At 73.0% G+C, this 19,202-nt stretch carries 16 protein-coding genes and 2 tRNA genes; 4 read left to right on the top strand and 14 right to left on the bottom strand.

Annotation, left to right across the window (positions count from 1 at the left end; all coding sequences use genetic code 11):
- Nucleotides 1-3: 3 nt before the first annotated feature.
- The 6 genes from ACQPYE_RS15905 to ACQPYE_RS15880 all read right to left on the bottom strand — a co-directional run bounded on the left by ACQPYE_RS15905 (nt 4) and on the right by ACQPYE_RS15880 (nt 9,373).
- The gene (locus ACQPYE_RS15905; RefSeq protein WP_498722050.1) at nt 4-2,925 is read right to left on the bottom strand and encodes a beta-xylosidase family glycoside hydrolase; all 2,922 of its coding nucleotides are present in this window, start codon (nt 2,923-2,925) and stop codon (nt 4-6) included.
- A 64-nt stretch (nt 2,926-2,989) separates the two neighbouring features.
- Nucleotides 2,990-4,045: a LacI family DNA-binding transcriptional regulator gene (locus ACQPYE_RS15900; RefSeq protein WP_498722049.1), complete on the bottom strand. Its 1,056-nt coding sequence runs from the start codon at nt 4,043-4,045 to the stop codon at nt 2,990-2,992.
- Between the two features lie 681 nt (nt 4,046-4,726).
- On the bottom strand, nt 4,727-6,427 hold the full coding sequence (locus ACQPYE_RS15895; protein ID WP_498722048.1) for an amylo-alpha-1,6-glucosidase: 1,701 nt from the start codon (nt 6,425-6,427) through the stop codon (nt 4,727-4,729).
- Nucleotides 6,428-6,438: 11 nt separating this feature from the next.
- Nucleotides 6,439-7,200 (bottom strand): carbohydrate ABC transporter permease, encoded by a 762-nt coding sequence (locus tag ACQPYE_RS15890; RefSeq protein WP_498722922.1) that lies wholly within the window; start codon nt 7,198-7,200, stop codon nt 6,439-6,441.
- A 47-nt stretch (nt 7,201-7,247) separates the two neighbouring features.
- Nucleotides 7,248-8,126, bottom strand: coding sequence for a carbohydrate ABC transporter permease (locus ACQPYE_RS15885; RefSeq protein ID WP_498722047.1), 879 nt, complete (start codon nt 8,124-8,126; stop codon nt 7,248-7,250).
- Nucleotides 8,127-8,131: 5 nt separating this feature from the next.
- Nucleotides 8,132-9,373: a sugar ABC transporter substrate-binding protein gene (locus tag ACQPYE_RS15880; protein WP_498722045.1), complete on the bottom strand. Its 1,242-nt coding sequence runs from the start codon at nt 9,371-9,373 to the stop codon at nt 8,132-8,134.
- A 166-nt stretch (nt 9,374-9,539) separates the two neighbouring features.
- On the opposite strand from ACQPYE_RS15880, the gene ACQPYE_RS15875 reads away from it, so the two are divergent.
- Complete coding sequence (locus ACQPYE_RS15875; protein ID WP_498722044.1) at nt 9,540-10,550, top strand: LacI family DNA-binding transcriptional regulator; 1,011 nt, start codon at nt 9,540-9,542, stop codon at nt 10,548-10,550.
- 212 nt (nt 10,551-10,762) lie between these two features.
- On the opposite strand, the gene ACQPYE_RS15870 is transcribed toward ACQPYE_RS15875, so the two are convergent.
- Both ACQPYE_RS15870 and ACQPYE_RS15865 read right to left on the bottom strand, forming a co-directional pair.
- The gene (locus ACQPYE_RS15870; RefSeq protein WP_498722043.1) at nt 10,763-11,323 is read right to left on the bottom strand and encodes an EF-hand domain-containing protein; all 561 of its coding nucleotides are present in this window, start codon (nt 11,321-11,323) and stop codon (nt 10,763-10,765) included.
- Nucleotides 11,324-11,448: 125 nt separating this feature from the next.
- Entirely contained in the window at nt 11,449-12,318 is an 870-nt protein-coding gene (locus ACQPYE_RS15865; protein WP_498722042.1) for a LysR family transcriptional regulator, read from the bottom strand.
- An 83-nt stretch (nt 12,319-12,401) separates the two neighbouring features.
- Between ACQPYE_RS15865 and ACQPYE_RS15860 the strand changes: the two genes are divergently transcribed.
- Nucleotides 12,402-13,127 (top strand): SDR family oxidoreductase, encoded by a 726-nt coding sequence (locus ACQPYE_RS15860; RefSeq protein ID WP_498722040.1) that lies wholly within the window; start codon nt 12,402-12,404, stop codon nt 13,125-13,127.
- A 76-nt stretch (nt 13,128-13,203) separates the two neighbouring features.
- Here ACQPYE_RS15860 and ACQPYE_RS15855 read toward each other — a convergent pair whose 3' ends face one another.
- The 5 genes from ACQPYE_RS15855 to map form a co-directional block, all read right to left on the bottom strand.
- Nucleotides 13,204-14,346 (bottom strand): leucine-rich repeat domain-containing protein, encoded by a 1,143-nt coding sequence (locus tag ACQPYE_RS15855; protein WP_498722038.1) that lies wholly within the window; start codon nt 14,344-14,346, stop codon nt 13,204-13,206.
- Nucleotides 14,347-14,351: 5 nt separating this feature from the next.
- Entirely contained in the window at nt 14,352-15,746 is a 1,395-nt protein-coding gene (locus ACQPYE_RS15850) for an SDR family oxidoreductase (RefSeq protein ID WP_498722037.1), read from the bottom strand.
- A 24-nt stretch (nt 15,747-15,770) separates the two neighbouring features.
- A tRNA-Ala gene (locus tag ACQPYE_RS15845) sits at nt 15,771-15,842 on the bottom strand.
- Between the two features lie 10 nt (nt 15,843-15,852).
- Nucleotides 15,853-15,925: transfer RNA gene (locus ACQPYE_RS15840), tRNA-Gly, on the bottom strand.
- A gap of 237 nt (nt 15,926-16,162) precedes the next feature.
- Entirely contained in the window at nt 16,163-16,981 is an 819-nt protein-coding gene (gene map, locus ACQPYE_RS15835; protein WP_498722035.1) for a type I methionyl aminopeptidase, read from the bottom strand.
- Nucleotides 16,982-17,065: 84 nt separating this feature from the next.
- Here map and ACQPYE_RS15830 point away from each other — a divergent pair, with 84 nt between their 5' ends.
- Nucleotides 17,066-17,335 carry a helix-turn-helix domain-containing protein gene (locus ACQPYE_RS15830; protein WP_498722033.1) on the top strand — a complete coding sequence of 90 codons (270 nt, stop codon included), beginning with the start codon at nt 17,066-17,068 and terminating at the stop codon, nt 17,333-17,335.
- Nucleotides 17,336-17,371: 36 nt separating this feature from the next.
- On the opposite strand, the gene ACQPYE_RS15825 is transcribed toward ACQPYE_RS15830, so the two are convergent.
- Entirely contained in the window at nt 17,372-18,067 is a 696-nt protein-coding gene (locus ACQPYE_RS15825) for a class I SAM-dependent methyltransferase (protein WP_498722032.1), read from the bottom strand.
- A gap of 115 nt (nt 18,068-18,182) precedes the next feature.
- On the opposite strand from ACQPYE_RS15825, the gene ACQPYE_RS15820 reads away from it, so the two are divergent.
- Nucleotides 18,183-18,854, top strand: a complete 672-nt coding sequence (locus ACQPYE_RS15820; protein ID WP_498722031.1) for an AIM24 family protein — start codon at nt 18,183-18,185, stop codon at nt 18,852-18,854.
- Nucleotides 18,855-19,202: the final 348 nt, after the last annotated feature.

Genomic DNA, 19,202 nt, shown 5'->3' with positions numbered 1-19,202 from the left:
GATTTACTTGCAGGCGCGCGCGTCGTGCCCGACTTCGAGCACGACCGAGCGCGGGGTTCCGTCGACCGTCGCCGACGCCGTGACCGACACCGATCCGGCCGGCACGCTCGACCGGTGGGTCGTGAACGGGTGCGAGCGGGTCTTGCCCGGCGGGACGTCGCGGAACGACTTGGCGCCGTACGGCGTGGTGACCGAGACGTCCACCGGCACCGCTTCGCGGTTCACCACCTCGACGGTCAGCTTCACGTGGGGTCCGGCGCACCGGGTCCGCGCCGACGCCTCCACGGCCACCGGGACCCGCGCCACCCCGAGCCGGGCCAGCTCCAGGCTCAACGCCCGCTCGGGCGCGTCGACCTGGTTCTGCGTGCCGAGAGCGGACTCCCGCGCGGCCTGGGCCTTGCCCAGGGCCGCTCGCATGGCGGACCACGTCTCGGCTGGGTAGTGGTGCTCGTCCAAAGTGGACGCGTGGGTGACGGCGGCGTCGAGGGCGGTGGTGTCGAGCGGTTCGCCCTGCGCGGTCAGGGTGTCGCTGAGCAGGAAGTGGTCGAAGTCGACGTTCCCGCCGGCGTGCTCGGTCGCGTAGTTGAACAGGCCCCACCGGTGGCCCATGAAGTGGGCCAGGTTGCCGTCCAGGGTCTGCGGCCCGACGCGCCGGCCCAGCGCGTGCCAGGCCACCCCGTCGAGGCTGTAGTAGAACGTCGTCCAGCCCTGGCCGGTCGGCGCGTCGAACTCCACGTCGCCCTTGAGGTGGACCTCGGTGGTGTCGCCGAGCGGCACTTCGGTGCCGGGCACGAAGCTCTCCGCCGCCGCCCGGTCGAACGTCACCGGGAACGGCTGCACCCGGTTGACCACCCCGAGCGTGGTGCGCCCGTCGACCCGCTTCACCGCGGCGTAGGAGAACCCGCGGTTGTACATCGCCAGGCCCGCGACGTCACCGTCCTTCATCCCGGCGAAGTCGAGCCTGGTCTCCGCCGAGCCCCTCGGGCCGAACGTCCGCTGCGAGAGCGTGTTGCGCGCCTCCTCGAACCACGTCAGCCCGGCCCGGTTGGACAGCTTGCCGTAGAGGTAGTCGCCCGTGACGACCTTGCCGGTGGTGAGCCTCAGCCAGCCCTCGCGGTCGGTCAGCGACCAGTGGCGGTTGTCCGGGGCGTGGTTCCACTCCCACGCCAGGCCGAGCCGGGAGCCGTTGGGCCCGACCTCCGCCTCGGTCGGGTGCTCGGTGGTCACCGGCTGCCCCATCACCGACACGTCGTCGAGCAGGTACTCCACGCTCGACGACGGCGGTTGCGGGTTCGCCCAGGGCGTCTCGACCGCGAACTTCACCTTGTCGACCGCGGCCGTGGCGGGGACGGTGAAGCGGCCGGAGACCGTCGTCCACCGGCCGGCCGGGACGTCCCCGGACGCCATCACCTGCACGCCCGCGCCCCAGTCGGCGACGAGGTTGAACCGCACGCTCGCCGGGGCCGCCGCGTGCCGGACCCTCGCCGACACCGCGTAGGTCACGCCGCGCTGGAGCACGCCGTCCAGCTGCTGGTTCGGGCCCGAGCCGTTCACGGTCCGGTCGGCCACCCTCAGCGCCGTGGCGCCGTCGGCCGGCTCCAGGGCGAGCCGCGCGCCGAACTGGGCCGCCCAGGGCGACACCGCGCCGGACTCGAACCCTGGGTTGCGCACCAGCTCCACGCCGAGGAGCGACTCGTCGACGTCGGGCGGGGACGGGATGGTCCACCGCTCGTCCATGTACGCCTTGTGCGGGGCGTCGTTGGCGAAGTCGTCGGAGGCGACCAGGCTCTTCTGCCGTTCCAGGGTTTCCTGCGCCGGGCTGAGCCGGATCGGCTTGTCGAACACCCCGTTCACCGGCACCACCCCGGCGGCGCCGAACGTCGGCCAGCCGTCCTGCCACGTGGCCGGGATCAGCGCCGGGATGCGGCCCACCGGGAACGAGTCGCGGAAGAACATGCCGTACCAGTCGGTCCGACCGCCGTCGCGCGAGATCGGCACGAGGCTGCCCTGGGCGAAGCCGTTCGAGTTCAGCGCGCCGCGCGCCTGGTAGGGGTTGGCGCCGTCGGCGGTCGCGTGCCGACCGAGCAGCTCGGGCGAGCGGAAGAGCGCCACCTGGCGTCCCTGCCCGGACGGCCACGTGATGATCACGATGTAGTAGTTGCCGTCGATGTACTGCACCTGGGCGCCCTCGAACAACCCGCCCAGGAACGGGGACCCCGGGTAGTCGGCCGGCCGCAGGATGCCCGGGTACTCCGCCACCACCCGGGTCAGGTCGTCGCTCAGCTTGACCGCGCTGGTCGAACCCGACCCGTAGAAGATGTAGGGCGTGCCGCCGTCCCGCTCGTCGAAGAACAGCGACGGGTCGTGGAACGCGCGCCCCAGCGGCAACCGCGTCCACGCGCCGTCCTCGATGTCGTCGGTGCGGTAGAGGTAGGAGCCGCCCAGGTTGTTCGTGTTGAAGGCGACGTAGAACGTCCCGTCGTGGTAGCGCAACGACGACGCCCACTGGCCCTGGCCGTAGGAGTTCTGGCCGTTGCGCAGCGAGAACGGGTCGCCGATGTCCAACCGGTCGAAGACGTAGTTGACGACCTCCCAGTTGACCAGGTCGTAGGACTTCATGACCGGCGCGCCCGGGCTCAGGTGCATCGTCGTGCTGATCATGTAGTAGAGGTCGCGGCCCTCGTCGTTCTCGGCCGCCGGCACCCGCTCCACGCTCACGTCCGGCACGTCGGAGTTCAGCAGCGGCACGGAGTAGGTCCCGTCGCCCTGGTCCGTCGACGTGTACGACGACCCGGGCGTCCACCCGTCCGCCGCCTGGGCGCCGGCGGGGGCCAGGCCGGCGGTCAGCAGGATCGTCGCGGCGGCGGCGGGTAGTCCGCGCGTCAGCCGCCGGAGACGGGGGCGCGGGTGGGCGAGCGGAGGCATGGCGGCTCCAGGGTGCGGTCGTGGCGGAGTCGGTCGTGGTGACGCTGAACGGGGACCGCGCCGGTCACCGGTCCGCTGGACGGGGCGACGCGATGGACGAGCGGTCCCGCCTCGGCATGGGGACGCGGTGGACGGTCGGCGCCGGTAAGCGCTGTTCGGCGAGGAGGACCTCGACGGCCTTCGCGCCCAGCTCGTAGCGCGGGACGGCGATGGTGGTCAGCGCGGGGCGCATCCACCCGGCGAGCGGGTGGTCGTCGAAGGAGACGACCGAGACGTCGGCCGGCACGGCGAGGCCGGCGTCGGCCAGGGCCTGGTAGGCGCCGAACGCGAGCCGGTCGTCGAAGCAGATCAGGGCCCGGGGGCGGTCGCGCTCCAGCAGTGCCTTGGTGGCGGCGAAGCCGTGCTCCGGCAGCCACCACCGGCACGCCCGCGCGCCGGCGATCTCCACGCCGGCCGCGTCGAGCACCTCGCGGATGCCGATCAGGCGTTCGGCGGCCGTGACCGAGTCCGGCGGCACGTCGTCGGGGCCGACGCCCGCGCCGACGAGGTGGATGCCGTCGCGGTGCCCGGCGTCCAGCAGCGCGCGTGCCGCGGTCCGACCCGCCTCGACCTCGTCCGGCACGACGACCGGCAGCGGGGACGGCCGGTCGGGCAGGGCGTTGAGCAGCACGGCGCGACCGCCTTCGATCTGGTCGGGTACGGAGAGGTGCCTGGTGTGCGTCGCCGCGTACACGATCCCGTCGACCCGGCGGTCGAGCATGGCCCTGATCAGGTCCTGCTCCGACTCCCGGTCGCCGTCCGTCTCGCCGACGAACAGCAGCGCGCCGTGCTCGCGGGCCGTGTCGACGGCGCCGCGGATCATGTCCCCGGCCAGACCGGACGTGGCCACCGCGTCGGAGATGAACCCGAGCGTGTGGGTGAAGCCGGCGCCGAGGCCGGCGGACAGGACCTTGCGGCGGTAGCGGTAGCCCACGTCCTTCGCGGCCTGCCGCACGCGCAGTTCGGCCGCCGTCGAGATCCGCAGGTCGCGGCTCCGGCCGGACAGCACGAGCGAGGCCGTCGTGACCGAGACGCCGGCTTCTTTCGCCACGTCGGCCAGCGTGACCCGTTGTCGGTTCACCGGGATCTCCCGCACACGAGGCTCCGGACGGCGTGTTCCGGCACCGCACCGCCGGCGAGGCGGGCGTTGCCGGCCCTTGGCGCCGTGCCGGCTTGGACCATGGACCTGGGAGACGTGCGCCGAACCCTCAGGGACGGGTGGGCGCCGTGACCGGGGAGGTGGAGCACAGCGGTCCCGGGGCGGCGCTCCGCCCGTGCGAGCCGGATCCCGGTAAGCGTCGACCGCGGTCGACGCACCGACGAGCGCTCTCATCGACGGGGAACATGGGCTACCTCCTGGACTGCGTTGTCCCGGCGCTGTGCTCGGTGTTCGGTGTTCGGCGTCGTCCACTCGGGACGAGCCGGGCAGCGGTCCCGCCGGGCTGCGCACCCGACGAGCGTCCTGGCTGAATGTTTTGGTCTTTACACCTGAACTTTCGGGTCAATGTAGCGCCGCACCCAGAGCGAGTCAACGCTATGACGGGCGGAACATGTGAACGCTCACCTAGCTGCCAGAACCGGCCATACACCATCCCCCAAGCCGAATCCAGCACTGCGAGCAGCAGGTTCGTGGTCGCGCTACGCCATCTGGCCTAACCAAAGAGGCACGCGGTTCACCCTCGTTGTGAACGCGCACATCGATGGGCGCGGGGCCGCCCGAACGAGCGGCGCACCCGATGGTTCAGGCTCGTCCGCCGACTGTTCAGGAGGCGGGGTCGCGCCGTCGGCGCTCGGCGTCACCGGCCAGCACCAGGTAGGCGCTCGCGGTCCAGGTGTAGGCGCGGTCGCGTTGGCCCTGCCCGGTCAGCGCGTCGAAGTTCTCGGCGAAGCCGGACTTCTCGCACACCGCGCGGAAGGTCGCGCTGACCTCGTCGGCGAGCGCCACCGCGCCACCACGCCGCAGGCCGTCCTCGACCAGCACGGTGGCCGGCGCCCACACGGGTCCCCGCCAGTAGCCGTCGGCCTCGTACCACGGCGAGTCGGGCAGCTCGGTGGCCAGGCCGACCGGGGTCAGGTGGGCGGCCACCGCCGCGGCCACCTTGGCGTGCACGTCCGCGGGCAGCTCCGCGCCGAGGACGACGGGCACGAGGTCGAGCAGGCTCGCCGTGGCGCGCGGCGTGCCGTCGAGGGCACGTCCGGTGAACCTGGCGCCGTCCCACAGCCGCTCGACCATCGCGGTGAGCATGGTGTCGGCTTCACGCGTCCAGCGCGTCACGGCGGCCGAGTCGCCGATCTCGCCCGCGAGGCGTGCCAGTTCCCTCAGCTGCACCACCAGGAACGCGGCCAGGTCGGCGGTCTGCACGAGCTGTTGCCCGCGGAACACGGTGGAGTTGTCCCAACCGCTGTCGTTGCCGTGCTCGTAGTGCGCGAAGGGCTCGCCCGGCACGCGGCGGTGGTCAAGCCAGAACGTCGTCCACGCCGCCAGCTGCCGGTACAGGCGCGGCAGCTCGGCGGCGGGCAGCCCACCGGGCAGGCGCTCGCGCAGGCGGCTCACCGCCCAGCCGTGGATCGGCGGCTTGACGAAGTTGTGCAGCACCTCGGCGTGGGTGATCGAGTCGGGCAGCGCCCCCTCCTCGGTCTGGTGGTCGAACACCACCTGGAGCTGGTCCCAGGCCGACTCCGGCGCGCCCGGCGCCAGTGCCAGGGCGTTGAAGCAGTGGTCCCAGCTCCACACCTTGTCCATCCAGTGCTTGGACATCAGCACCGCCGGCCGCGTGATGAACCCGGCCGGCGCCACGGTCGCGGACCACAGCACGTAGCAGGCCAGTTCGGCGGCCGGCGTGCGGTCGCCGCGCCAGGGCGCCACCGCGTCGGTGAACCGCTCGAACGACCGCCGTGCCGCCGCGGCCACCTCGGTGAACGTCGCGTCGGAGGAGAAGGCGCGGCGGGCCGTCGTGAACTCCTCCACCGCGATCTCCCACCCGCCGCCGTCCTCGCCGACCAGGACCGCCCGCTCGGCCGTGCCCAGCGCGGCGGCGCCCACCGCCCGGGACTGTCCAGAGAGGACGGTCACGCGGTAGCGGTGCCCGGTCTCGTAGGAGGTGAACACGTGCGACGAGGTGACCGGGTCGTGGAAGAAGTAGGTTCCGGTGAACGGCGTCAGGGTCGGGTCCGCGGCGGCGACGCGCAGGCCGAGGCCGTGGCCGGTGATCCGCAGCGCGGAGGGCGACTCGAAGGCGGCCTCGGCCCTCCCCCGCCCCGAGGTCCACGTCAGCACCGCCGGATCGGCCGTCACGTCCGCGCCACCGGGCAGCGGGACCAACGACAGCACCGCGTGCATCCCGTTGCGGTGTGACACCAGGTGCAGGTCGTCGGCGTACGTGGCGAGCGCGGTGACCGGGGAGAGGCCGAACCACGCCCCCGGGTGGCTGAACGGGATCTCCCGCACCGAGAAGTCGTCCACAGGCTTCCCCTTCAGTCCTTGACCGCGCCGGACGTGATGCCCGCGGCGACGAAGCGCTGGGCCAGCACGAGCAGCGCGGTGGCGGGCACGGACGCGACGACGGCCGTGGCCATGATCGCGTTCCACTCCTGGTTGTTGTTGCCGATGTAGCGGTAGATGCCGAGGGTCAGCGGTTTCAGCGCGCCGCCGCTGTCCAGGGTGGCGGCGAACAGGAAGTCCGACCACGCCCACAGGAACGCGAACAGCCCGGCGGTGACGATCCCGTTGCGACTGGCGGGCAGCACGACCGACCAGAACACGCGGAACGCGCCCGCGCCGTCGATCCGCGCCGCCTGCACGACCTCGTCGGGCACGGTCGACATGAAGGAGGTGAGGATCAGCACGGCGAAGGGCACCGCGATGGTGGAGTCGGCGAAGACCAGTCCCCACACCGTGTTGGTGACGCCGAGGCGCACGAACATCCCGTAGAGGCCCAGCGCCATCACGATGCCGGGGATCATCTGCGCGACCAGCAGCACGAACACGAGCGGGCCGCGACCGCGCGGGCGCAGCTTGGCCAACGCGTACGCGGCGGGCGCGGCCAGCGCCAACGTCAGCACGACGGTGCCCACCCCCAGCAGCAGGCTGGTGCCGAAGTACGGCAGCTGCTCGTCCAGCACGCGCGCGTACCCCTCGAACGTGGGCGTGACGGGGAACAGGTCCGGCGGCGACTTGCGCAGCCGGTTCGCCGGGGTGAGCGAGACGTTGACCATCCAGTAGACGGGGAACAGCATCACGGCGGTGAGCAGCAGGCCCACCCCGGTCCGCCACCACGACCGCGTCACGACGCCTCCCGCTCGCGCTGCACCCGCACGTACACCAGGCCCGCCACCAGCGCGATCAGGATGAGCACGTTGCCCACCGCCGCGCTGGGCCCGAAGTGGGGCAGCGCGTTGCCGAAGCCGAGCTCGTAGGACCAGGTGGCCAGGGTGGTGGACGACCCGCTCGGCCCGCCGCGCGTCATGATCCAGACGAGGTCGAACACCTTGAGCGTGTAGACCAGGCCCAGCAGCACCGTGACCGTCGAGACCGCCCGCAGCAGCGGGAAGGTGATGTGCCGGAACGACTGCCACGAGCTCGCGCCGTCCAGCGCGGACGCCTCGTGCACCTCGGTCGGGATGTCGCGCAGGCCGCTGTAGAGCACGACGAGGTTGAACGGGATGCCGATCCAGGTGTTGGCGATGGTCACCGACACCAGGGACCAGTCCGGCGACGTCAGCCAGTGCACGCCGTCGACGCCCACGAGGCCGAGGAGCGCGTTGACCACGCCCGCCTCGCTGTTGAGCATCCACGCCCACGTCGAGGCCGACACGATCAGCGGCAGCAGCCACGGCACCAGGAACAGCGCCCGCAGGGTCGCGGAGAGCCGGAAGCTCCGCGAGAAGAACACCGCCAGCGCCAGCCCGATGCCGTACTGGAGCACCAGCGACACGGCGGTGAAGAGCACCGTGTTGAGCAGCGCGGTCCGGAAGGTGGGGTCGGCGAGCACGGTCAGGTAGTTCGCGAACCCCGTCAGCGGGGCGCCACCGCGCACGAAGGACCGGACGGTGTAGTCGCGGACGCTCAGGTCGATGGCCGTCACCAGCGGGTACGCGTAGCAGAGGAGCAGGTAGGCCACGATCGGGCTCAGGAACGCCCACCCGACGAGGTTCTTGCGCATGTGCCCTACTTCGCCGAGGCCGCGGCGGCCTGGGCGTCCTTCAGCGCGTCCGCCGGCGTCTTGGCGGCGGTGAGCGCCGCCTGCACCGCGTTCCACAGCGGTTGCGAGATGCGCGGGTAGCGGGTGCCGAGGTTGTCGCCGGTGCGCCCCTTGGCCGCCCGCACCGCGTCCGCCCACACCGCCAGCTCCGGGTTCTCGGCGACCTGCCGCTCCCGCACGGACGCGACGGCGGAGACGTAGGTCAGGGCGGTGTCGGTGGCCAGCACGGTGTCCGGGCCGGTGAGGCAGTTGGCGATCTTCGCCGCGGTCGCCTCGCGGCCCGGGTCGTCCTGGGTGGGCACGGTGACGAACTCGCCGCCGGTCGGCGCGGGCGCGACGCCGCCGTCGCGGGCCGGGATCGGGATGACACCGTGCTCGAAACCCGCCTTCGCCGCGTTGCCCAGCTGCCACGTGCCGTTCTCGGCGAAGGCGTACTCGCCGGTGGCGAACTCCTGCCAGCTCGTGGTCTGGGTGTTGCCGATGACCGAGTTCGGCGCGTACCCCTTGTCCACCCACGACTTCCACAGCTCCACCGCGGCCACCGCCTGCGCCGAGGAGAGGTCGGTGAGCTGGGCGCCCGCACCCCAGAACCACGGCAGGAACTGGAACGTGCCCTCCTCCGTGCCGATCGCGGAGAACGTGATGCCCTTCTTTCCGGACGCCACCACCTTCGCCAGCGCCGCGTCCAGCGAGGCCCAGTCGTCGATCGATGCCGGGTCGACGCCGGCCGCCGTCAGGACCGCCTCGTTGTAGTAGAGCCCCAGGGTGTTCGCGCCGATCGGCACCCCGTAGGTCTTCCCCTCCGACTCGCCCGCCGCCATGAGGTTCGGCGACGCCTGGGAGGCGTCCGCACCGGTGTCCTGGTTGGCCTTCAGCACGCCCGCCTCGGCGAGGGTGGACACCACGGGGTTGTCCACGACCAGGACGTTCGGCGCGACACCCTGCTGGGCGGCGAGCAGGACCTTGTTCGTCAGGTCCGACGTGTCGTACGCCTGGCGCTCGACCTGGACACCGGCCCGCGCGCCGCAGTCCTCGACCACCTCCACCCACTGGGAGCCGTCGTCGAACTGCGGGTACGGGTCCCACACGGCGAACTTGCCGCCCGCGCCGTCGCCGGGGTCCCCGGTGGACGAGGTGCAGGCGGACAGGGCCAGACCGGCGGCGACCAGGGCGACGGCGAACCGTCGGGCGATCGGTGGGGGGTTCACGGGGGTGGTCCTTCCTGGCGGCTGCGCTGACGACCCGTCAAGACCTTCGGAGTCGAACCGGTTCGACCCGTGCGACGTCCGGCCAACGTAGCCTCCCCGGAGGAGCCGTGCAAGGTCTTACGGGCCTATCATCGACACTCTGTCGAACCGGTTGAACGGAGAGCGCATGAACATCGGCGAGATCGCGAAGCGGGCGGGCGTGTCGCGCAGCACGGTGTCCTACGCGCTGAGCGGGAAGCGCCCGGTGTCCACGGCGACCGCCCGGCGGATCAACGAGGTCATCGACGAGCTGGGCTTCCGGCCCAACGCCAGCGCGCGGGCGCTCGCCGAGGGGCGGACCCGCACGTTGAGCCTGGTGATACCGCCGGCCAGCAGCCGGCTCACCGACGCGCAGCTGGGCTTCGTGGCCAGCGTCGTCGAGGCCGCCGCCACGCACGACCTCGACGTGCTGCTGTCGCCGAGCGGCGGCGACCACGACCGGTCGTTCGAGCGGATCGTCACCGGACGCCGGGTGGACGGCGTGATCCTGATGGAGATCCTGCTGGACGACGCGCGCGTGGCGCGGCTGGAGCAGGCGGGCCTGCCGTTCGTGACCATCGGCCACGTCGAGCACCCCGGCGCGTCCTGGTGGGTCGACGTGGACTACGCGGCGCTGATCCGGCGCTGCGTGCACCACCTCGCCGACCTCGACCACCGGGAGGTGGTGCTGATCAACCGGTCCGACGAGCTGGTGGCGGCGGGCTACGGGCCGGCCCTGCGGTCGTCGGCCGGTTTCCTGGAGGCGGCGGACGCGCGGGGGCTGACCGCGCGCACGGTGTACTGCGCCGACGAGCCGGCCGCCGGCCTGACGTGCTTCGAGGACATCCGCCGGCGCTGGCCCGAGGTGACGGCGGCGGTGACGATCAACGAGGCCGCGCTCCCCGGCTTGCAGCAGGCCCTGCACCGGGCCCACCTCGACGTGCCGCGCGACTTCTCGATCACCGGGGTCGTCGCCGGCCGCCTCGCCGAGGGCTTCCACCCACCGCTGACGGCGGCCGACGTGCCCGCCGAGGAAATGGCCCGCCTCGCCGTGGACCTGCTGGTCGAGCAGATCGCCGACCCCGCCGCGACGCCTCGCAACGCCCTGCTGGAACCGGCCGTCTCCCTGCGGTCGAGCACCGGCGCCCGCCTCCGCTAGCGAGGTTCGCGCCCGCACGGCCCACCGGTGGTCGAACCGGTTCGTCCACTGCGGACGACTGTGGACGACCGCGGACGACAAGGAGCAGATCGTGCACCCCGAACCCGACGAGCGCAATCACGGCGCCGCCGGTCCCCCGCGCTCAGCGTCGACTTCTCCGTCACCGGTGGCGCGCCGACCGGTCGCGGGCCGGGAGCCGGCCCGCGGCCGGATCACAGCGCGGGGCGGCCCATCCACCAGTTGCCCGGCGCGTCCGGGTCCGTGCTGGACCAGAACTCGACGGACGCGCGCGTGAACTCCTCGGCGGTGAGGTAGCCGTCGCCGTCCGCGTCGAGGTGGTCGAACGCCTCGGCGGCCTCGGCCTCGGTCAGGCCGGGGAAGTGCCCGCGCTGGAACGCGCGGTACTCCTCCGGGCTCACGCGGCCGTCGGCGTCGATGTCGGCGATGGCCAGGAACGCCTCGGCCAGCGCGCCGACGCTGTCGCGCGCGGCGTCCGGGTCGTCGGCGAGGGAGCCGGTGGAGGCGACGAACTGCTCGCGCGAGAGGGACGTGCCGCCGCCCGGGATGTGCGGCAGGTGCAGCTCGCGCCAGATCCGCAGGTAGGCGTCGACGATGCGCTGCTCCGGCGGCGAGTCGGGGGCGTGCCCGAGTGCCGCCGCGGCCCTCTTGCCCATCAGGACGTGGTCCTGCTCGGTGAGCAGGCCGTCCCCGTCGACGTCCAACTGGGCGAAGCCGTGGTTGATCTTCGCCTTGAGCATGTCGTTGACCGGCACGAAACCTCCGTACGCACGTGATCGGGTGACCTGGACGGCACACAGGATGGTGCCGCCGGGAGCCGGCGGACAACGCCCGAACGGGTCGCCGGGGCGCACGATCGAGTGGATGTGGCGACCGGCCCTCAGTCCGCCCGCGCGGCGACGCGGAACCCGGACGCCGAGCGGACGAGTGACGCGATCGCCCTGGAGCGGCTGCCGGCCGGCCAGGCGAGCACCGTGGTGACGTCCGGCGCGTCGACGACGGGCACCGCGACGTGGTCCGGCCACTGCCAGGCACGGCTGGAGGCGGGGATGACGAGCAGCGCCTTGCCGAGCGCCACGAGCTGGGCGAGCTGCGACTGGGTGCGCACCTCCGGTCCCGGCCCGTCCGGGTAGGACCCGTCGAGCCGGGGCCAGCGGGCGATCGGCAGGTCCGGCACGTCGCGGACGTCCGCCAGCGCGAGCCGGTCGCGGGCCGCGAGCGGGTGCCCGGCGGGGAGGAGCGCGACCTGGCCCTCGACGTGGAGGTCCGCGGTGTCGAAGCCGACGAGGTCGTCGAACGGGCGGTGCATGAGCGCCACGTCGGCGCTCCCGTCGCGCAACAGCCCCGCCTGCTCGCCGACCTCGCACAGGAGGACCTCGACCGGCGCCGCGCCGGGTTCGCGGGCCTGCGCGTCGAGGAGCCGTTGCAGCAGCTCGTGCGCCGCTCCGGCCTTCGTCACCAGCACCAGGGGTCGCTCCGGGTCCCCGGCGCGGCGGGTCCGACGTGCGACGGCGGCGACCGCGTCGAGGGCCGTTCGGGCCTCGCGGAGCATCACCCCGCCGGCGTCGGTGAGCGCCACGCCGCGGCGGTCCCGGTCGAAGAGCCGCACGCCGAGCCGCTGCTCCAGCCGGCGGATCGCGCGGGACAGCGGCGGCTGCGCGATCCCGAGCCGATCGGCGGCACGGCCGAAGTGCAGCTCCTCCGCGACGGCGACGAAGTACCGGAGTTCGCGGGTCTCGAGGTCGGGCACGGAGGAAGCCTACCGCCGTGATACCCGGCGAGTATCACGGCTTACCGGATCGATCTTGGACACCGCGGCGCGCCGCGCCGAGCATGAGCGGGGTGGACGACACGAAGATCGCGCTGGTCACCGGCGCGAACAAGGGAATCGGTTTCGCCATCGCACAGGGCCTCGGTGCGATCGGCTTCACGGTCGCGGTGGGCACGCGCGACGAGGGCAGGCGCGAGGACGCCGTCGAACGGCTGCGCGCGGCGGGCGTCGACGCGTTCGGGGTCGCCCTCGACGTCACCTCCGAGGACAGCGCCACGGCGGCGGCGACGACCGTCGAGCGGACGGCGGGACGGCTCGACGTGCTCGTCAACAACGCCGGCATCTCAGGCCGGTTCGACGGTGGCGCGCAGGACCCGACGACGCTCGACCTCGACGTCGTCCGCACCGTCCTCGACACGAACGTGCTCGGCGTGGTCCGGGTGACGAACGCGATGCTCCCGCTGCTGCGCCGCGCGGGCTCGCCGCGCATCGTCAACATGTCCAGCACCATGGGCTCGCTCACGCTGCGGACCGGCCCGGTCATGGCGGCGTACGCGCCGTCGAAGTCGATGCTCAACAGCGTCACGGCGCAGTACGCCCGCCGGCTCGCGGACACGAACGTCATCGTGAACGCCGCCTGCCCCGGCTACGTCGCGACCGACTTCACCGGGTTCGCCGCGCCGCGCACGCCCGAGCAGGGCGCCGCGATCGCGATCCGGCTCGCCACCCTGCCGGACGACGGTCCGCGTGGCGGCTTCTTCGACGACGAGGGCGCCGTCCCCTGGTGACCGGGTCGGTTGCCGGTCCGACCCACCGCCCTCGAATGCGACCGACCGGGCTTCGGGACGGTGCGCGGCCGGCTCGTCAGAGCGGAGCGGGCGGCGGCTGCCGGTGCACGCTGAGCACGGCGGACACGTCGGCGTGCGGCGCGGGACGGTCCGGGACGTCCGCGCTCAACGCGTCCAACCTGCGCCGGACGCTGGTCGCGATGCCCTTGCCCAGCGCGAAGCGCGTCGGCGTGACCGCCCGCAGCGCGCCGTCGAGCAGCCGGTGCGCCCCGCCGCTGCGCAATCCGGTGGAGCTCAGGACGAGGTGCCGCAACCGGTGCGGCCGGGCCGCGAGCGCGGTGGCGATCGTGGCCGTGGCGGTCTCGTCTAGCCGGTTGTCCCGCGCGCCGAGGATGCCCGCCGCCCTCACCCGGCCGAGGTCGAACACCTCGACGTCGGCCGCCACCGCCGCGACCACGAGCCGGGCGGCGGCGACCGGTCCGATGCCGTTGCTCGCGACGGAGAGCCGCCGCAGCCGCCCGCCCGGCACGAGCGCGTCCGCGAGGGTCTCCGCTCCCCGGTCGCCGAGCCGTGCGGCGGACACGTACAGCTCGCTGATCACGTCCGCGCGCAGGAGCGCGGCCAGGTGCGCCGCCCCCTCCGCGCCGAGCGGGTTGCCGCCGACGTAGAGCCGTTCCACCCGACGCCCGGACGCGGCGGCGGTGACCAGCGCGTCCACCAGCACGGCGAGGCCCGGCACGTCCAGACCGGTCTGGACCAGGTCGAGGGTGCGCAGCGACCGGGCGGACTCGACGATCCCCGCCGCCGCCTCGCCCGCGCCGCCGTCGAGCGGGTTGCGCTTGAGCCAGATCCCGGTGACCCGGGCCGCCTGCGGTGACGCGCGCAGGTTGTCCGCGATGCCGCAGGCCCCACCGGCGGTGATCCCGTTGCAGCCCAGGTACAGCGTCTCCACCTCGCGCTCGACGGCCCGACCCGCCACCTCGGCCGCGCCCTGGTCGCCGAGCCCGTCGGTGCCCAGCAGCAGGTGCCGGACCACGCCGGGGCGCAGCGCGTCGACGACCAGCCCGGCCCCGGTCGGCCCGAGCGCCTGCTTGCACAGGTCGAGGCGACCGTCCGGGAGCGCGGTGCCGGCCGGGAAGTCCAGCCGCCGGTCCGTCGTGCCGCCGGTGCGCAGCCACGACAGCAGCGGTTCGAGGTCGCCCGCCGGACGTGGTCCCACGGGGCTCACCACTGCGCCTCCCGGTAGTCCTTGAGCAGGACGCCGGCGACCGGGGTGCCCGCTTCACCCCGCACGATCGGGTCGTAGACGCGCGCGGAGCCGTCCACGACGTCCAGCGGCGTCCGGAAACCGCGTCCGGCGAGCCGGGCCTTCTTCGGCGCCGGGTTCTCGTCGGTGATCCACCCGGTGTCCACCGCGCACATGTAGACGCCCCGCCGGGCCAGGTCCGGGCCGCTGGTGCGGGTCAGCATGTTGAGCGCGGCCTTGGCCATGTTGGTGTGCGGGTGGCCGGCGGTCTTGTTCCGCACCGCGAACCGGCCCTCGACCGCCGAGACGTTGACGACGTAGCGACGCGGGGCGGTGGACGCCAGCAGCAGCGGCAGCAGGCGGTCGCACAGCAGGGTCGGCGCGAGCGCGTTCACCAGCTGCGCCTCCAGCAGCTCGGTCGGATCCAGCTCCCCGATGCGCGCCGACCAGGAGTTGGCGGGCGCGGTGTCGGGCAGCAACCCGGCCTCGTCCACCACCGCCCCGGCCACGGTCATCGCTGTCCCGGTCAGCCCGGTCAGCCCGGTCAGCCCGGTCAGCCCGGTCAGCCCGGACGGCACGGGGGTGAGTGCGTGGTGGCCGGTCGCGAGCGCGGACATCGGGCGGAAACCCGGCGCGAGGCGGGCGTTCGCGGGCAGCGCGCCGGTCTCGCCGCCGACCAGCGCCGCGTACGACCCGGGCGGTCGGCGCACGGTCTGGGCCGCGTTGTTGACCAGGATGTCGAGCGGCCGGCCCTCGTCCCGCAGCGACTCGCACAGGCCGAGCACCTGGCGCGGGTCGCACAGGTCGACGCCGACGACCGACAGCCGGTCCAGCCACGCCTCGCTGCCCGGCGCCGCCTCGAAGCGCCGCACCGCGTCGTGCGGGAAGCGCGTGGTGACGATCAGTTCCGCGCCGTCGCGCAGCATCATCAGCGCGAGGTGGAAGCCGATCTTCACCCGGCCGCCGGTGAGCAGCGCGCGGCGTCCGGCCAGGTCCGTGCGCGCCGCCCGGCGCTCGGCGTTCTCCGCCGCGCAGGTCGGGCACAGCCGGTGGTAGAACGCGTCGGCCAGCCGGTAGCCCGCCTTGCAGACGTAGCACCGGCGCGTGCGGGCGAGCGGGCGTGCCGTCGCGGTCGGGTCCACGCGCAGCGGGGCGTCGTCACGGCGATCACGGCCACCGGTGGCGGTCGTGGCGTCGACCGCCGCGTCGACCGCCGCGCGCTCCACGGCACGCGCCTTCCTGCGCCGCTGCTTGCCGTCGCGGACGAACGACTCCGCCACCCGCTCCGCGCGCAGCCGCACGGGATCGTCGGCGGGCAGTGCCCGGAGCCTGGCGACGGCCGCGTGGAACACCGCCTGCTCGTCCTCGTCCATCCCGCCCGTCTCCCCCGGTCGTCGTGGTCCCGACAGGATTCGAACCTGTGTGACCGCCTTGCGGAGGCGGGGCGCCTGCCTCTGCGCTACGGGACCGGTCGGCCTGCCCGGGCGGCCGGATTCGAACCGGCGTGATCCGCACAGGCATGCGGAGCGACTGCCTCTGCGCTACGACCCGGGCATTGCGAGGAATCCTATCGCCGAGCTCGCACCACCCCGACCCGAGGCCGGGCGCACCTGACGAACACCTGGCGAACCGCGCCCTCGCCACCCGGTACGCCGAGGGCTCCACCAACCGTCCGGCCGACATCAGCGTCAACGGCGCGGTGGCGCGGACCGGTGCCACGTTCGACGGCACCGGCGGTCGGCGAGGTGAGCGGGTTCGGGGTCACCGGCCACTGGTCACCGGCCACTGCTCACTCGGAGCGGAGCGACCCGGCGGGACCGGCCGTCGTCGCGGGTTCCTCCGAGTCGCGCCGGGTGAGCACCAGGGGTTCGTCCTCGGTGATGGCGATCGTGTGCTCGGAGTGGGCCGTGCGCGAGCCGTCCGCCGAGCGGATGGTCCAGCCGTCGTCGTCGTAGACGATCCGGTCGGTCGTGCGCGTGAACCAGGGTTCGAGCGCGAGCGTCAGCCCCGGCCGGAGCTTCAGGCCGCGACCGGACCGGCCCTTGTTGGACACGTGGAGGTCCTCGTGCATGGTCCGGCCGATGCCGTGGCCGCCGAACTCGGTGTTGACCGGGTAGCCGTGATCGCGGGCCACCGCCCAGATGGCCGCCGAGATGTCACCCAGGCGGTTGCCCGGCCGCGCCACCCCGATCGCCGCCTCCAGCGCCTCCTCGGTGGCGCGGATGATCCGCAGGTCCTCCTCGGCGGGCGTGCCGACGATCACCGTGCGCGCCGAGTCGGCCACCCAGCCGTCGACGCCGACCGCGAGGTCCGCGCTGAGCACGTCACCGTCGCGCAGCACGTAGTCGTGCGGCAGGCCGTGCAGGACCGCGTCGTTGACGGACAGGCAGATGACGTTGCGGAACGGTCCGCTGCCGAAGGACGGCGCGTAGTCCCAGTAGCACGACTCCGCGCCGCGCCGCTCGATCATGCCGCGCACGTGGTGCTCCAGGTCCAGCAGGTTGACGCCCACGTCGGCGAGCCGGCCGACCTCGTCGAGCACCTCGGCGACGAAACGCCCGGCCACATGCATGCGGCGGATCTCCGCAGGCGTCTTCAACTCGATCACGACTACCTCGCGCCCGGTGTTGGGATAGTTATACCGACACCGTAGCACTTGCCGGTATAACTATCCCAACCCTATCCTGGGGGCATGGTCCGCCAACCGCTCACCCCAGAGCAGATCGAAGCCGGCAGGCGTCTCGGCGTCCTGCTGCGCCGCGCGCGAGCGGAACGCGACCCGGCGGAAGTCGCCCAGGCGGCCGGCATCTCGCCGGAAACCCTGCGCAAGATCGAGACCGGCCGCCTGCCGTCACCGGGGTTCGGCACGATCGTCTGCCTCAGCGAGGCGCTCGACCTGCCGCTGCACGAGCTGGCCGCCACCTGGCGCGGCGCCGGCCAACCGCTGAAAGCCGTCTCCTAGCCGGCGCGGGCGGCGTCCCGGACCACGTGGCCGAGGTCAGCCCGTCACGCGCACCGCCCTGATCCACAGGTGCCAGGGGAACGTGTCCTCGCCGACCCGCGGCTCCCGAAGGGCCTCGATGAGCAGACCGGACTCCTCCATGGCCGTGGTGTAGGCGCTCAGCGGGTGGTTCCACCCCTGGAACTTCATCCGCATCCCGTCCCGCTCGACCTCGTCCTCGAAGCGGTGGCGGCCGAAGTAGGGGCGGTCCAGGACGAACACGCCGTCACGGCGGCTGCCGGTGTTGGTGATCGGGTGGGTGATCGACAGGCAGAGCCTGCCGCCGGGTTCGAGCACGCGGCCGATCTCGGCGACGGTGCCCGGCACGTCGTCGACGTCCATCAGCACGCAGTAGGCGATGACGAGGTCGAAGCTGTTGTCCGGGAACGGGAGGTCGGCCGAATCGGCCTGGAGGTACCGGCTCCCGGGGTCGGCCCGCCGCGCCGCTTCCAGCAGCGTCGGCGAAGCGTCGACGCCGGTGACGCGGTGCCCGCGCTCGACGAGGTCGCGGGACACCCGGCCCTCGCCGCAGCCGAGGTCGAGGGTGGCCCGACCGGCGGTCGGCACCAGCGCGAAGAACGCGTCGCGATAACGCCAATAGGAGTCGAAACCGGGTTTGCGCACCCACGCGATCCAGTTCCGCGCCTGCTCTTCCCAGTCCTGCCCGGCCGCGGTCAGCGCCTTCTCGGTCATTGGCGGCAGCCTAGTGCGGACCGGGAACGGGGCAATCGGATTACCGCGGCCGATCAGCGCGCCGGTCGACACCCCGGTGCTGCGACCGCCGGTGATCACCTGCACTATCGGGGGTATGCGCAGCTCATTGTTCAACCACGCCGAGCGGTCCGTCGAGCCCGGCAGCTTCCAACTGCAGAACGACCGCATGCTCAAGGTCGACCTCACCGGCAGCGGCGGGTTCTTCTTCGCCAAGCAGGGGTCGATGGTCGCCTACCAGGGCGATGTCGACTTCGCCTACGAGGGCAGCGGCGGCCTCGGCAAGCTGTTCAAGAAGGCCCTCACCGGTGAGGGGATGTCGCTGATGAAGGTGTCCGGCAGCGGTGACGTGTTCCTCGCGCAGGACGCCGACGAGGTGTTCGTGCTGTACCTGGAGAACGAGGGCGTGACGGTCAACGGCAAGAACGTGCTCGCGTTCGAGAGCACGCTCACGTGGGACATCAACCGCGTCGAGGGCGCGTCGATGCTCAGCGGCGGCCTGTTCAACACGACGTTCACCGGCACCGGCGCACTCGCCGTCACCGCGTTCGGCACGCCGGTCGTGCTGAACGTGGACGTGCCGACGTTCGTCGACATGCAGTCCTCCGTCCTGTGGTCCACCTCGTTGCAGTCCTCGATCCGCAGGACCGCCAAGCTCGGCGCCGCCATCGGGCGCGGCTCGGGTGAGGCGTACCAGCTCGCGCTGTCGGGCCAGGGCATCGTGGTCGTGCAGGCGTCGGAGGGCCACCCCGCACCGCCCAAGCAGTGACGCCCGCCGCGACGGGCCCTGGTCGCCGGTCACCGTGTTCACACGCCACGGGAGGCGGCCGGGTGTGACCGGTGCTGCGGAGCGCGGGCCGGGTGGAGTGCCGCGCCCGCGCCCGTCCGGACGCGGTGGCGGGCGTCGAGTTGTGCGGCGCCCCCCGCTCAGGCGGGTTCCCAGGCCACCAACCGGTCGAACAGGCGTCGGTCGCCGTCGAGCTCCAGGGTGTCCACCGGGACGCGGCCGTAGAAGACCAGGACCAGCTCGGCGGCCGCGCCCCGGGCGGAGGCGTCGGCGGCGGGCGGGTGCGTGGCCGAGTCCCCTCGGCAACGGCTCTCCCGGCGCGCGTCCGGA

This window comes from Actinosynnema sp. CA-299493 (genome assembly GCF_050946825.1).
GTDB lineage: Bacteria > Actinomycetota > Actinomycetes > Mycobacteriales > Pseudonocardiaceae > Actinosynnema.
The sequence above is the reverse complement of the archived record's forward strand: the minus strand, read 5'-3'. Positions and strand labels throughout refer to the sequence as shown.